General features: G+C 32.7%; 15 protein-coding genes. 6 read left to right on the forward strand and 9 right to left on the reverse strand.

Going from position 1 to position 14,328, the window contains the following annotated elements; all coding sequences use genetic code 11:
• The first annotated feature begins 39 nt into the window (after positions 1 to 39).
• Positions 40 to 1,704 carry a histidine kinase gene (locus tag HQN85_RS08905; protein WP_173271357.1) on the forward strand — a complete coding sequence of 555 codons (1,665 nt, stop codon included), beginning with the start codon at positions 40 to 42 and terminating at the stop codon, positions 1,702 to 1,704.
• Positions 1,701 to 2,396 (forward strand): LytR/AlgR family response regulator transcription factor, encoded by a 696-nt coding sequence (locus tag HQN85_RS08910; RefSeq protein WP_173271359.1) that lies wholly within the window; start codon positions 1,701 to 1,703, stop codon positions 2,394 to 2,396. The genes HQN85_RS08905 and HQN85_RS08910 overlap by 4 nt, the downstream gene beginning before the upstream one ends.
• Positions 2,397 to 2,455: 59 nt before the next feature.
• Here HQN85_RS08910 and HQN85_RS08915 read toward each other — a convergent pair whose 3' ends face one another.
• Genes HQN85_RS08915 through HQN85_RS08925 form a run of 3 tightly spaced genes read right to left on the reverse strand, consistent with a single transcriptional unit; the run spans position 2,456 to position 4,386 of the window.
• Positions 2,456 to 3,250, reverse strand: coding sequence for an ABC transporter permease (locus HQN85_RS08915; protein WP_173271361.1), 795 nt, complete (start codon positions 3,248 to 3,250; stop codon positions 2,456 to 2,458).
• A gap of 50 nt (positions 3,251 to 3,300) precedes the next feature.
• Complete coding sequence (locus HQN85_RS08920) at positions 3,301 to 4,209, reverse strand: ABC transporter ATP-binding protein (protein WP_173271363.1); 909 nt, start codon at positions 4,207 to 4,209, stop codon at positions 3,301 to 3,303.
• Positions 4,210 to 4,212: 3 nt separating this feature from the next.
• A complete protein-coding gene (locus HQN85_RS08925; protein WP_173271365.1) occupies positions 4,213 to 4,386 on the reverse strand; it encodes a hypothetical protein in 174 nt (57 codons plus the stop codon).
• 251 nt (positions 4,387 to 4,637) lie between these two features.
• On the opposite strand from HQN85_RS08925, the gene HQN85_RS08930 reads away from it, so the two are divergent.
• Both HQN85_RS08930 and HQN85_RS08935 read left to right on the forward strand, forming a co-directional pair.
• Positions 4,638 to 5,669, forward strand: coding sequence for a sensor histidine kinase (locus tag HQN85_RS08930; protein WP_173271367.1), 1,032 nt, complete (start codon positions 4,638 to 4,640; stop codon positions 5,667 to 5,669).
• A complete protein-coding gene (locus tag HQN85_RS08935) occupies positions 5,666 to 6,418 on the forward strand; it encodes a LytR/AlgR family response regulator transcription factor (RefSeq protein WP_173271369.1) in 753 nt (250 codons plus the stop codon). The genes HQN85_RS08930 and HQN85_RS08935 overlap by 4 nt, the downstream gene beginning before the upstream one ends.
• 65 nt (positions 6,419 to 6,483) lie before the next feature.
• Here HQN85_RS08935 and HQN85_RS08940 read toward each other — a convergent pair whose 3' ends face one another.
• The 5 genes from HQN85_RS08940 to HQN85_RS08960 form a co-directional block, all read right to left on the reverse strand.
• Positions 6,484 to 7,362, reverse strand: coding sequence for a TraB/GumN family protein (locus HQN85_RS08940; RefSeq protein ID WP_173271371.1), 879 nt, complete (start codon positions 7,360 to 7,362; stop codon positions 6,484 to 6,486).
• Positions 7,359 to 8,105, reverse strand: coding sequence for a lysophospholipid acyltransferase family protein (locus HQN85_RS08945; protein WP_173271373.1), 747 nt, complete (start codon positions 8,103 to 8,105; stop codon positions 7,359 to 7,361). Before HQN85_RS08945 ends, HQN85_RS08940 begins: the two co-directional genes overlap by 4 nt.
• 2 nt (positions 8,106 to 8,107) lie before the next feature.
• Positions 8,108 to 8,743 carry a glycoside hydrolase family 16 protein gene (locus tag HQN85_RS08950; RefSeq protein ID WP_173271375.1) on the reverse strand — a complete coding sequence of 212 codons (636 nt, stop codon included), beginning with the start codon at positions 8,741 to 8,743 and terminating at the stop codon, positions 8,108 to 8,110.
• 68 nt (positions 8,744 to 8,811) lie between these two features.
• On the reverse strand, positions 8,812 to 9,366 hold the full coding sequence (locus HQN85_RS08955) for an NUDIX domain-containing protein (protein ID WP_173271377.1): 555 nt from the start codon (positions 9,364 to 9,366) through the stop codon (positions 8,812 to 8,814).
• 254 nt (positions 9,367 to 9,620) lie between these two features.
• Positions 9,621 to 12,035 (reverse strand): outer membrane beta-barrel protein, encoded by a 2,415-nt coding sequence (locus HQN85_RS08960; protein ID WP_173271379.1) that lies wholly within the window; start codon positions 12,033 to 12,035, stop codon positions 9,621 to 9,623.
• A 207-nt stretch (positions 12,036 to 12,242) separates the two neighbouring features.
• Here HQN85_RS08960 and HQN85_RS08965 point away from each other — a divergent pair, with 207 nt between their 5' ends.
• Entirely contained in the window at positions 12,243 to 12,842 is a 600-nt protein-coding gene (locus tag HQN85_RS08965; RefSeq protein WP_173271381.1) for a thioredoxin family protein, read from the forward strand.
• A gap of 17 nt (positions 12,843 to 12,859) precedes the next feature.
• Here the strand turns inward: HQN85_RS08965 and HQN85_RS08970 are convergent, their stop codons facing one another.
• Positions 12,860 to 13,141 carry an ATP-dependent Clp protease adaptor ClpS gene (locus tag HQN85_RS08970; RefSeq protein ID WP_173271383.1) on the reverse strand — a complete coding sequence of 94 codons (282 nt, stop codon included), beginning with the start codon at positions 13,139 to 13,141 and terminating at the stop codon, positions 12,860 to 12,862.
• A gap of 126 nt (positions 13,142 to 13,267) precedes the next feature.
• Here HQN85_RS08970 and HQN85_RS08975 point away from each other — a divergent pair, with 126 nt between their 5' ends.
• Positions 13,268 to 14,314: a 3-oxoacyl-ACP synthase III family protein gene (locus tag HQN85_RS08975; protein WP_173271385.1), complete on the forward strand. Its 1,047-nt coding sequence runs from the start codon at positions 13,268 to 13,270 to the stop codon at positions 14,312 to 14,314.
• The last annotated feature ends 14 nt before the right edge of the window (positions 14,315 to 14,328 follow it).

The following is a 14,328-nucleotide window of genomic DNA, read 5'->3' on the forward strand; positions in this document are numbered from 1 at the left end:
ATGCGTTTTTCTGAACTGGCTATATGTTATCTTTGATGTATGAAGAATTATCTTTTTCTTTTTTTAGCGGTATGTTTTCTTACCTCTTGTAAACCAGATATTAGCTATAAGGATTATCCTCCAGTTTTTAAACTAGGCGATGATCCATCTTGGGCTAAGAAAAATATTGATGATGCTAATTGGGCACCCGAACGTGGCAATATTGGAAAGAATATTTTTTGGGTAAGAACTAAGATCGAATTAACTAAAAAACCAATTGGGCAATTGGGATTAAAGATTGAAGCTTTTGGTGCTTTTAATGTGTATTGGGATGGAAAATTTATAGGCAAAAATGGAGAGATAATTAGTAGCAAAGCTGAAGTTCCAGGTAATGCTACAAGTTATTTTAGTATACCAGATTCATTAGCCCAAACAGGAAGTCATCTTTTAGCACTTAGAATTTCCCAATCTTATTTAACAGATGTTCAACGTAGTGTAGGTGTTGGTTTAAGTAGTTATGAAAATTTACTTAAACGGCCGTTAATTATTACATCATTTATGAATTTGATAGCTGGAGCTTTTTTAATTGCATCCCTTTATTATCTTTTTTTATATATCAATAGCCGAACCAGACAGTATACTGTTTTAATTTTTGCTGTGATTTGTTTTCTGTTTTTCGCATTGCTGATTTTAGAATACATCAAATACTATATAGAAATACCTTATACGCATTTCTTCTTACGATTGGAGTTTATAGGTTGGATAACTTTTGCACTCGCTATGTTAGTGCCCTTATATTTTGCAATCCAATTTATGTTTAAATGGAAAAAAACAGTAATGAGTTTACTCGTTATAACATTGTTATTAATCTATAGTTTAAACTTTGGACATTACGATATCACCGCTATTTACTATAGCTTAACTATGTGGATTTTCTCTTTGATCATCGTTTTTAATGCCATCTATCAAAAAGAAAAAGGGGCAATAATCGTGTTGATAGGCTTGCTTTTAAGAGTGCTAATTAATCAATATTTATATTATGATTTTAGCTTATTTATAAGTTTTTGTATTATCGTTTTGTGTATGCTTTATCTTAATACCATTCAAATGAAGATGATAGAAGAAGAATATCAATCCTCGCTTTTATTTTCTTCTAAGCTACAGTTAGAGTTAATCAAAAAGAATATTCAACCACATTTTATAAAGAATACACTTACTTCTTTAATGGATTGGGTAGAAGAATCGCCTAAACAAGGAACAGCTTTTATTCAGGCGTTGGCCGATGAATTTGATATTATTAATAGCATATCTGAACAGGTTCTAATTCCGATAAGACAAGAGATTGAACTTTGTAAAAAGCACTTATCTGTTATGCAATTTCGTAAAGAAATAAACTATAAATGGGAAGAAAGTGGTATAAATGAAGATGAATTAATACCCCCAGCATTATTTCATACACTTTTAGAAAATGGAATTACACACAGTAGTCCATTAGAAGATGGCAGCATGAAGTTTAAACTATCATATTTATCAACTGCAGATTACAAACAATATGTTTTTGAAACGTTTGCCAAAAATAGAGTTAAAGTTAAACCTAGAGCAGGTGGCAATGGATTTATTTACATCAAAGCCCGACTTACAGAAAGTTATGGTGATAGTTGGGAATTTACTTCGAATGAAAATAATCAAGGCTGGATTTCAGTTATTAAAATTTATACCAAATGATAATATTGATAATTGAGGATGAGGCAAGAATAGCTAAGAGATTACAAAGAATGACAGCCAGTTTTTTCGAGCAAAATTCTGTAATTTCTATTTGTGATTCTGTTCAGAAAGGAATGAACTATATCGAGAATAACGATATTGATCTTTTATTACTTGACTTAAATCTAAACGGAGAAAATGGATTTGATTTATTGGAATCTGTAGTTTCAAGATCCTTTCATACCATTATTGTTTCTGCTTATACTGATAAAGCTATTATGGCATTTGAATATGGAGTATTAGATTTTGTGCCTAAACCATTTGATGAACACAGATTAAATCAAGCATTTAAAAGGATTAAAAATAAGGTTAAGACAAATGATGAATCACTTAAATTTTTAGCTATCAAAAAAGCAGGAAATATCAAGCTAATAGACATTGAAGATTTGCTTTACATTAAAGGTGCTGGGATTTATAGTGAGTTACATTTACGGAATGGAAATCAAGAATTACACGATAAATCTTTAGAAACTTTAGCGCAGCTTCTACCAAGTACTTTTAATCGAATTCATAAATCATATTTGGTTTCTTTAACATTGGCCGAAAAAATAATCGTTCAGCCTGGAAGCAAATATGGATTGCTCATAAAAAATGGCGAACTGCTGCCAATTGGAAGATCTAAATATAAAGAGCTTAAAGGAAAGATAATCTAAGAGCTATAAAACAAGAAAGGGTAGCATCCACCACCCTTAATTAACTAAAAACTAAAATCTTATTTGATATTTCTTTTTGATAAGATGAAATATCCTATGATGAAAAGTGCGATAGCAAAAATTACACTTACCCAAATTTCTTGTGTAAATATTGGGAAATCCTCAATTTTTGCACCCTTTGCTCTTGTGACTCTCAATGCTAAAGTTGGATCGCTATATGGAATAAGATAAGCGTGTTTCCAACCTACGTTAGCGGTTATGATACCCGCAATAGTTCCTACAAAACCAATTCCCATTGGTTTAAGAAAATCAGACCAAATTAAGCTTAATATAAATTGGAGTGATAAAATACCAAGTGAAGCTAAAAATAACTTACTGTAAAACTTTACTAAGATTAATAATGGGTTATAATCGTTGAAGGTATATTTTGGTACCAATAATTGTAGTAAATGCCCTGACGCAAAGGTTAACGTCGCGAATAAAAAAAGACAAATAAACAATAAGGTTAATGCATACAAATATTTCGCAGCATAAATAGAGAACTTGTTTAATGGTTGAGAAAAAAGCGTTTTCCATGTATCGTTTTTATGCTCTATGTTGTTTACAGAAAAAGCCATAAACATCACATAAAACGGTAAAATAAGCATTCCCATTACATTTAGTGCTGCACCACTATACTGTGCCCATAATATTAAGCCTGGATAGTTGCTTTTTAAAACTCTATCAGAACTAGAATAAAAGCCAAATGCAATAAGACCACAAATAAGTATTGGTAAAATAATAGCTGCCCAGAAAGCAAGTGTTTTACGAGATTTATAAAACTCTGAAAAATATGAAATGTATAGTGAGCGCATGTTATTGATTTTTAGTTAATTGATTGGTGTCAATGAGCTCGCAGGCTCGGTTAATTTTTTGAAGTAATGTCTAAAAATAAATTTTCAAGGTCTTTTCTTTCCTTACCAATAGAAAAAACAGTAATGCCATTTTGAACCAATAATGTATTCATGTTTCCCATATCGGCTTTTGTTTTAAAAGTTACAGATATGGTTTGTTCATTTTGCTGAACAATTTCTGCACCTGCATTTACTAAAGTAGCGATGGCTTTTTCTTGGTTATTAGTTTCAATTTTTACCGAAGGCTTGCTTAAATCCTGCAATTCATTTATTGTGCCTTGAAATAATAATTGACCTTTATTAATAATACCAACATGAGTTGCAGTTCTTTCAATTTCAGCTAATAAATGGCTAGAGACTAAAATGGTTTTGCCATGTTTAGTAGTTAAATCAATCATCAAGTTTCTAATCTCAATAATTCCATTAGGATCTAAACCATTAGTAGGCTCATCTAACAATAGTAATTCGGGATCAGATATTAAAGCCAAAGCTATACCCAAACGTTGTTTCATACCTAAAGAATACTGAGCCGCTTTTTTGTTAGCTGCATCAGTTAGCCCAACAATATTTAACATGTCGGTGTATTTGCTTTTCTTAATTCCTAAAAGAATACAACGGTTAACTAAATTTTCTTTACCTGTTAAGTGACCATAAATTGCAGGTTGCTCTACCAAAGCGCCCATGCGTTTTAAGCTGGCAATGCGATTAGCATTAATCTCTTTTCCGAAAATAAAAACCTGATCAGAAGGAGATTGTAGTAAGTTTAATAAAATTTTTATGGTGGTTGTTTTTCCAGCGCCATTTGGGCCAAGAAAACCATAAATACTTCCTTTTGGTACTTGTAGCGATAAATCTTTAACAACGGTTTGTGAACCGAAGTTATACGTTAAGCCTACCGTTTCTATAGCGAAATTGCTCATGGCTTATTTTAAAATTGCAGTGGTTGCTTTAACAATTGTGTTTGTTGGAGTATTGTTTTTTAAAGCAACTTCCTCATCTTGATTAGTATTTGTGCTTGTTGCAAAAGCTAATACCATCATGATAAATACTGGGAATAATAAAAGTAAGAATGGCGATACGTTTGATAACTTTTTCATGGTTCTTCTATTTTAAGTTGTGTTGTTTCGTTTTGTTGAAACAAATAGAATAATTAAAAAAATACTGCTAAAATGTTTTAGACCAAGGGCATATTATTATAGATAAACGGTTAAAAAGAATAGTTTTGTAACTGGTTGTTTGATTTAGCCTTTTGGTAGAAAAAAAATGCCAGTTCGTCGAAAGTGATAGCTTAAAATAAATGAAATATTTACTTTGGATATAAATAGAGGCATATTAAAATAATACTCGCATGAGAAGTAAAGGCGCAATAATTGTAAATCTTATTTTTTGGATGCTAATCATTACGATGATTGCTTTTGGAATTATTAATAGTTCGTACAAGCCAACTTGGTTTGAGTTATTGGTAGAATTTGGTTATTACGGGATTATAAACGTTTCTTTATTTTATATCAACTCCCTGATATTGATTCCTGATATTATAAAGAAGCGACAAAAAACTTGGTTGTATCTGTTTTTGCTTTTAGGATTAATTGTAGTCGCTGTTGTTATTAAATTAGGAATTGCCGTGATGTATCCTGAAATTATTTTAGAACATATGGGGCCTGGCAAGAAAAAAGTCATGCAATCGTATGATCATTATCTGATCCAATCACTTTTTATTTCAGGTTTTTTTGTGGTGATAAGTTCTCTGTTAAAGTTCGCTACAGATTGGTTTTCTAATGAGCGTATTCAGCGTAATTTAGAAAGTGAAAAAAAAGACATGGAGTTGCAGTTTTTAAAATCTCAACTTAATCCACATTTTCTATTTAATTCATTAAATAATATTTATTCGCTGGCATACCAAAAATCAGAAAAAACTGCAGATGCTATCTTAAAGCTATCTGAAATTATGCGTTATATGATTTATGAAAGTAACGATAGTTGGGTAGACTTAAGTAAGGAAGTTGAATATGTAAAAAGCTTTGTAGAATTACAAAAATTAAGGTTTAAAGATGGAGCGGCGGTAGAAATTACTATTAATGGAGAGATAGATGGGCAACAAATTGTGCCTCTTATTTTAATTTCTTTTGTAGAAAATGCATTTAAACATGGTGTCGCAAACGACCATGAAGATCCTATCAAAATAAACATTATTGCAAACCAAAAAATACTTCATTTTAGTGTAAGCAATAAAAAAAGTAAAACCAATAAAGACGCCATGGGCGGTGTTGGATTAAATAATGTAGAAAGAAGATTGCAATTACTTTATCCCGATAGGTATAAATTAAATATTGTAAATTCGGCTACACATTACACCACTGAATTGATGCTTGACTTATGATATTAAAATGTATTGCTGTTGATGACGAGCCCTTAGCGCTCGATATTATTGAAGATTATGTATCTAAAGTACCTTTTTTAGAGCTCGTTAAACGCACTGAAAATGCTATTGAAGCATTACAGTTAGTGCAGGCAGGCGGTATTGATTTAGTGTTTTTAGATATTCAAATGCCAGATTTAACTGGAATACAATTTCTAAAGATAGCTAGTGGTAAAGCGAATTATATTTTAACAACTGCATATTCGCAATATGCTTTAGAAAGTTACGATTTAAATGTATCTGACTATTTATTAAAACCAATTGCTTTTGATCGTTTTTATAAAGCTGTAGAGAAAGTTCGCAATCAATTATTAAAATCTGAACCTGTGGCTGCCGTTGCTGCTCCAGAGCCCGTTGCTCCTCAAAATAACAACCATAATAATGCGCCAGTTCAAGATTTTATTTTCGTAAAGACAGAACATAAAATTCAAAAAATTCAATTAGATGATATTTTATATATTGAAGGATTGAAGGATTACATTTCTATTTTCACTAAGACTGAACGTGTAATTACGCTCCAGAATATGAAAAAGATGGAAGAAACTTTACCTAAGGGCGAGTTTATCAGAGTGCACAAATCATATATTATCGCATTAGATAAAATTGAAAGTATTGAGCGTAGTCGGATATTAATCGCTGGTAAAATTATCCCGATAGGAGATACCTATAGAGATGAATTTTTTAAATTGATTGACGGCAAGAATATTTAATTTGTCATTCTGAGCGAAGCGAAGAATCTCAGTAAAGAGATCTCTCTGAAGTGGGAAAACAATAGCTAATTTGTGGCTATAGGTTTAACATCGTAACCTAGGTTTTGCAAACCTTTAATTAACCCCTCGTCACCAAGTAAATGACCTGCGCCAACGGCAATAAATAACGAATTAGCTCGCATTAATTGTGGAAGCTTATCTAACCATCTATTATTCCTATTTTTCAATAAATCGGTCATAAACTCTTTCGAATCCTCATCCTCCTCTTTAAAAAACTCATTTAGTTTTTCCATGTCCTGAGCTATGTAATATTGATAAAGTTCCTTTACTTTTAGCTTATTTTTATCATTTTCCTTTATCGCTTTTAACAAGGCTTTTTTCTGTTTCTCTAAATCAGTATTAAATAAAAGTTCTCCTTGAAATTCTGCGGTTTCTAAACCAATTATTTTTTTGTTATTTTCTTTTGCAAAGATTTGAAAACTATCGTCTAATCCTTTTTCAGGTAAACCCTTTTCTGAAGCATTAAATAAAGTGATGAACATAGAAATCATTACGGGTTTGTAATTGTTCAAACCTTTCAAATTAAAATTGGGCATTTTCTCTTTAAAGAAATCTTCCACCTTTTTATACTCATCTTTGCTTAATAAATGATCTAACGTATTGCCTTTCATCGTAAAATAATTGGAAAGTTTAATCGCAACACTATCGTTCATTACTATTTCTCCAACTACAGCATCAACAGATTTTAATTTTTCATTCACTACTTTCATCGTATCTACAAAATCTTTCCCTATTAAATGATAGGTGCCAAATAAGTATGATGGTTTTTTTAAATCTTTACCAGAAATTTCCCACAGCAAAGTATTTTCTGCCTTTTTTGTTTGAGCATGTACATTCAGGGAGATACTTAAAAAGCAGATGAAAAAGTACTTGATTACGCTCATGAAATTATGGGTTGATTTAATTTTTCTCTAATAGAATTTTCCACAGCTAAGGTTATTTCTTCTGCATTTTTATCCGTTTGATCTATTGGTTTTAAAACCGTCCATTTAATCGGGTTTGCAATGCTTAATGGGAATTTACCATAACGTACAATTTTCCACGAATTTTCAATGGCAACAGGAACAACTAAAGAATTTGGCGCTGCTTTTAATAAGGTAGCAATTCCTCCTATCTGAAACGTTTTTAGTTTGCCGTCTTTTGCTCTGGTTCCTTCTGCAAATATTACTGCCGACCAGTTATTTTCTTTCATCCTACGGCCCAACTTTATAATTTCAGCAACAGCCTGTTTGCGGTCGTTACGATCAATGTTTGCACCACCGCCATATTTTAAATTAAATGAAATGGAAGGAATGCCTTTTGTTAATTCTATTTTAGAAATAAATTTAGGCTGATATCTTCTCAAATACCAAATTAAACCAGGAATATCATACATGCTTTGATGATTTGCCACGAAAATAATTGGTCGATCAGTTGGTAAATGCTGATGATTGGTAAACGTAACGGAGTTTAATAAAAACCAATTGCAGTAGGTTAAAAAAAAGTTCATTACATCTACAGAAACCTTATGTGCTTTATACCCAAAAAAGCGATAGAAAATCCATTGTACAGGATGGAAAATGCCAAGCAATAAAAAGAAAGAAAAATAAAATATTGGTGTAAATATGTAACCTAGTAATTTTTTCATTGTTAATTAATATAGGGATAAAAATGAACCTTATCAATATATGCTTTCGCTGGTAATGTAGCTTCTTCTATTTTTCCACCCCAATTTACAGATTTCGTGACCCACAAATTAAAAACCACCTGCATGGCTTTATTAGGAATTGCTGTTGTAGTAGAATGTACAATTTTACCATCTATTTCCCATTTAATTTCATTAGGGCTCCATATAATTGCATAATCATGAAATTCTTTGGTGGTGTTAAAATTAAGTCTTATCAGTTTATCATGAGATGTTTTATCAATCCAATTATTTAATGTGATTTCATTTGGAGATTTCCCACTAATTTCAAAATCTATTTCTTGATTCTCTTCATCTGCTTGATATAGGAAAAATGCAGTGATACATCCTAAAGCATCAGTAGCTTTAATCCTTGCCTCAAATCTACCATACAAATACTCTTTTTTTGATCTTATTTCTGCAGCAGAATATTCCTTTTTATGAATTTTCTCTTTCTTTAAGGATAAAACCAATTCGTCATTTTTTATAGCAACATTCTTTGCAGAAAAGTAAGCTAAGTTATTTTCGAACGTATGATTTTCAATCGTCCAATTGGTTTTTAAATCAGTAGTAAAATCATCTACAAAATTTTCTCTTGTCATTTTTGATAAAGGCCCACAACCACTTATTAAAAGTATGAATAACAAATAAAGTAGAAATCTTTTATGCATTAAACTTTACCTTCCTGTATTAGTATTTTGGTTTTTAAAATAGCGGCTACGCTAATGCTATCTGTAATTTTACCATTCATTACCATTTCATAAGCTTCCTGAAAAGGCATTTTGCGAATAATTAATTCTTCAGTTTCTTCTGGAGATGAATCTCCCAATTGTAAATCTTGGGCTAAGTAAATGATGGCTAACTCATCACTTACAGAATTCGATAAATGCATACGTTGAATTTCGGTATAGTGTTTTGCAATTAGCCCAGTTTCTTCGGCGAGCTCTCTCTTCGCACTTGCAATTGGATCCGAATTTAAAGCTCCGCCACCTTCTACAATTTCCCAACTATATTCTTTTATCGGAAAACGATATTGCCCAACAAGCCATGTGTTTAAATCAGCATCTAAAGGTAAAATGCCAATGGCGATATTTTTGAAATGCACTTCTCCATAAATTCCAGCCCCACCAGCTGGGTTTAGCACTTGATGTTCCGTTAAAGAAATCCAGTTATTATCGTAAATTTTTCGACTCTCCAAAACTCTCCAAGGGTTGCTAGTGCTCATAAGCGCAAGATACGGAGCTTTCAATACTAATGCAACGGTATTCACCTTATGCAGATTAAATGTCTTGAAATGTCCGAATATGTCTAAATATGTCAGTATAAAAAAGGTTTTGTTCTAGTGTTGTTCGAGGTTTGCCCTATGTTTGTTCTTCTCAAAGGGCATTTCTCAGGAGAAACGTAGGAGCATCCTAGGAGCAATGTGGGAGAAAACTAGGAGAATTCGATATATTAAGCCATTATAGGATTTTCTAAAAACTATGGTTTAGTAGACGGTGGTGGCGGAACTACAACCTTATTCACTTTTACTTTCGTAAAACGATAATTTAAGCTGAACGTAACGTTGCTCGAATTGTTAGTAGAGTAACTCTGAGAAGTAAAATTTGTACCCGAATTAAATGAGTTGTTATTCTTTCTGCCGAAAGGGTCGTTAGTACTAATGCGAGCACTTAGCGTGTTTTTAAAGAATGATTTTCGAGCGCCAAAACTACTATTGATAGAGCCTTTATTTCGCCCTTGAGCATTAATATTATTAGCATAATTTAAGTTAGATTCGAATGCAGTTTTGTAAGGCAATTGCATCGAAAATCCTAAAGATGACCTTAAACTTAATCCATCTCTATTTAAAGCCGAGTTTAATTTCGAATTGTAATTGCTTTGAATTACGCTAAAGTTTCCATTGGCAGAAATTTTGTTTGTTGGCCTGAAATTGCCAATTAACATTAATGCTAAAGCGTTATTTGTTCCAACATTATCGAAGGTACTTTCTGAAACACCATTCTTTTTAACTGTGCGATATCTTTCAATAACACCACGACTAGTAGAATAAGAAATGCGTGGAGTAAATGACCATTTCTTTCCAAAAGCACCGAAGCTAAAATCCATTTGATGCGTATAAGCTGGTGATAAATCTGGATTACCAAAAGAAATATTTAAAGTGTCGGCATTATTTACCTGCGGATTTAATGCGTATTCTCTTGGTCTGTTGATACGTACACTATACGTTGCCCCAAAATTATAACGCTTTTTAAAAAAGTGATTTAAAGATACATTTGGAAACAAACTTAAATAAGGACTAACATGGTAACTTGTTCCCGTAGAAAGATCGAAATTTACATCAGTATATTCTGCTCTTAAACCTGTTTTTAAACCCCAACCATTTTTACGGTAATTATAAGAAGCATAACCAGAAAGTATGTTTTCGTTATAAAAGAATTTGTTGGTTAAATTTTTATTTGTGACAAGTTCTTGTGTTTGGTAATTGAAATTTTGGACTAATAAATCGTTATCATTTTTGCGGTAATTATAAGCAATACCAAATTCTAACTGATCTCTTTTGTTAAATACAGGTTTATCATAATCTAAATTAAAATTCAACCCACTATTGCTAATTTCATTATCGTTTTGCTGCAAGCTTGGGTTCAAATTAACTGGAAATGCATAAGTCCGATTATATGAACGTAAATCGTTGTTGGCATTTGTGTTTAGCGTAACGCCCATTGTAAGTTTACCACCAGTTGTATCTGTCTGTAAATTATAGTCGGCATTAAACACAAAATTATTGCTGTTACCATCTCCAAGATTTACTTGATTACGCAAACGCGTTGGTACTAAGGCTTCATTTATGTAATAAAAATCATTTCCAGAATTACTATTACTGTTGTTAATGTTGTAATTGGTAGAAAGTCGTAAGTTTTGCTTTGGTGTAATATCCCAATCCAAACCTAACCTAAAATTGCCACCATTACTCTTATTGCGATTGTTATTATATTGATTATAATAAAAAGTAGTATCTGGAAAAAAGTTGGTTCGATAACTTTCGCCAGCTCCTTTGCCAATATTTTCTCGATAAGCAGCACTACCATTTAAGTTGTAGTTTTTGCCACGGTAAGATGCATTGGCATTGGTGTTTTTATTGCCTTGTATACCTGCGGTTATGCCAACATTTCCATTAAAGCCAACTTTAAAACCTTTCTTCATCACAATATTCAAAATACCTTCCCCATCACCAGAGTATTTAGAGGGAGGATTAGTCATCACCTCAATCTTTTCGATAGCATCAGAAGGTAATACATTTAATAAATCTGCGATGTTTGACGTCATGTAATCAGAAGGTTTGCCATCGATAAAAACACGTGTGCTGCGTTTACCAGAAATAGTAGCATTCCCATCAATATCAACTTGTACCATTGGCACATTTTTAAGTACATCGGTAGCCGTACTTCCTTCCGCTAAAACAGATGAACCAACGTTATACGTAATTACATCTGCACCAAATTCAACCAATGGTTTTTGAGCCGATATTACTACCTCATTTAAATTGCTTTGTTCGCTGCTTAATTTTAGATTACCTAAATTTTTATCAAAATCTTTATCGGTGATACTAATATCATTAACAAAAAGAGCAGCAAAACCAACATAGCTAACTTTTACTTTGTAGTTTCCAGTTTTAAGATTGTTAAATCTGAAATAACCATTTTCATCAGTTTGTATTGTTAATAGGGGCTGTTCAGCCGCCGATTCAAAAATAGAAACTACAGCATAGGGGATAGGCAATGCACCAACTTCTTCAATAACCTTACCTCTAATCACACCATTTTCAGCTGCTTTAGCGCTGAAGGAAAATAAACTCAGTAACGTAGCGGCAAAAAAATAGAGTAACAGTCTTTTCAAGATTGAGCTAAATGAAATAGTTAAATAAGTTAGTTTAGTAAGCGAATAATATTTACAGTTAAAATACAAATAACAACTTTTAATAATAGAACTTTGAGTTATTATTTTCCTCTTAATCTTTAGTAAATTCGTTTTCCTTATAGGAAGACAAAGTTCGGAGTTGAAGGTTTAAAAAACGAGGAGTAACTATTTTATTACAGCGCTATTATGCTCAATTACAGTACTATTTTTGATAAAGGAATGACTTACTCGGTTTATCGTGAATTTGTTCATTCACTTCTGATAGATGATAAAACAACAGGTACAGACCATTCTCCTGAAATGTTGCATTACACCAAAATGAACGATCATCGGATGAACCGCATTGAGAAATCTACAATTTTAACACAAGATTTATCTGCGACAATATCTAATATAAAAAGCAACTACAATTTCTTGGTAATAAGCGAAGGTTGGTGTGGCGATGCAGCTCAAATATTGCCAGTAATTAATAAAATTGTAGAAGAGTCAAAGGGAAAATTTCAAATGAAAATTGTTTTGAGAGATGAAAACCTAGAATTAATAGATAATTATCTCACTAATGGTGGAAGAGCGATTCCGGTTTTGTTAATATTAGATGAAAACAAAAATCCCATCTTACCAAAGTGGGGACCAAGACCCCAAGTCCTACAAAAACTACTAAAACAATGGAAAGAAGAAAGCGATGATATGGGTTTAATTGCCGAGCAATTACATGGGTGGTATGCAAAAGATAAAACTCAAGCCATACAAGCAGAATTAACAGAATTATTAAGGCAATTAGCTTAAAATATTTTAAACTAAAATTAATCTACAGAAACAGTTAACCCTTCCTGCTGTAAAATTTTACGGTAAACCTCCATTTCGATAAAAGAACCCTCAAGTACTGCACACTTGCCTTTATTGTGTACTTCCCAAGCAATCTTTTCACCTTGCGTTTCGCTGTAATCTAAGTATTTCATCATACACCAAATTACATGTTCAAAGGTATTTACATCATCGTTCCATAAAATTAAACGATGAACTGTTTTTAAAGAGGTAAGAATCTCTTCTAATGTAAATGTTTCTTCCTTTGTTTCTGTCGACATGGTACAAAAATAAGTAAAAGTAGCAAGTATTCCGTATAATGTACATAATCATCATGCAATAAGCCAAGTATCATTATACCAACCACTAGGTACTAATCACTATATTTGTTCCTCAAACCAAATTGTATGCAAAGTTCAAAAATCGCCGGCATCGGTTATTATGTGCCTAAAAACGTATATACAAATACCGATTTATCTCGCTTTATGGATACCAATGATGAGTGGATTCAAGAACGTACCGGTATAAAAGAGCGCCGCTTTGCAGATAGATTAGAAGAAACCACCACCACAATGGGTGTAGAAGCGGCAAAAATTGCAATAGAAAGAGCAGGTATTACTGCTCAAGATGTTGACTTCATTATTTTCGCTACACTTAGTCCAGATTATTATTTTCCAGGTTGCGGCGTATTATTACAACGCGAAATGAAAATGAAAGAAGTCGGCGCATTAGATATTCGCAATCAATGTTCAGGTTTTATATATGCCCTATCTGTTGCAGATCAGTTTATCAAAACAGGCATGTACAAAAACATCTTAGTAGTAGGTAGTGAAAAACATTCCTTTGCAATGGATTTCGAAACCCGTAGCCGAAACGTTTCTGTAATATTTGGCGATGGAGCAGGAGCTGTGGTATTACAACCTGCACAAAAAGAAGGACAAGGAATTTTAAGCACACATTTGCATAGCGATGGCGCAGATGCAGAAATCTTAGCTATGTTCTATCCAGGTGCACATGCCAATAAATGGATGAAAAATAAACCCGCTTATCCCGATCAAGAATTGGGCGGTTTATTTATGACAACAGAACAATTAGAAAGTGGAGCAGCATTACCTTACATGGATGGACCCGCAGTATTTAAAAAAGCAGTTGTTAAATTTCCAGAAGTGATTAAAGAGGCCCTCAAAGCAAACAATTTAAGCGAAAAAGATATCGATTTATTAGTGCCACACCAAGCCAACCTGCGCATTAGCCAATATGTGCAACAGCTTTTGGGCTTAACCGACGATAAAGTATTTAATAACATTCAAAAATACGGCAATACCACCGCTGCATCAGTGCCAATTGCACTATGCGAAGCATGGGAAGCAGGAAAAATTAAAGAAGGCGACTTAGTTTGCCTAGCCGCTTTCGGCTCTGGCTTTACATGGGCAAGCGCTTTAATTAGATGGTAAGGCCCCACCAACCT

This window comes from Pedobacter boryungensis, from assembly GCF_013204825.1.
Taxonomy (GTDB): domain Bacteria; phylum Bacteroidota; class Bacteroidia; order Sphingobacteriales; family Sphingobacteriaceae; genus Pedobacter; species Pedobacter boryungensis.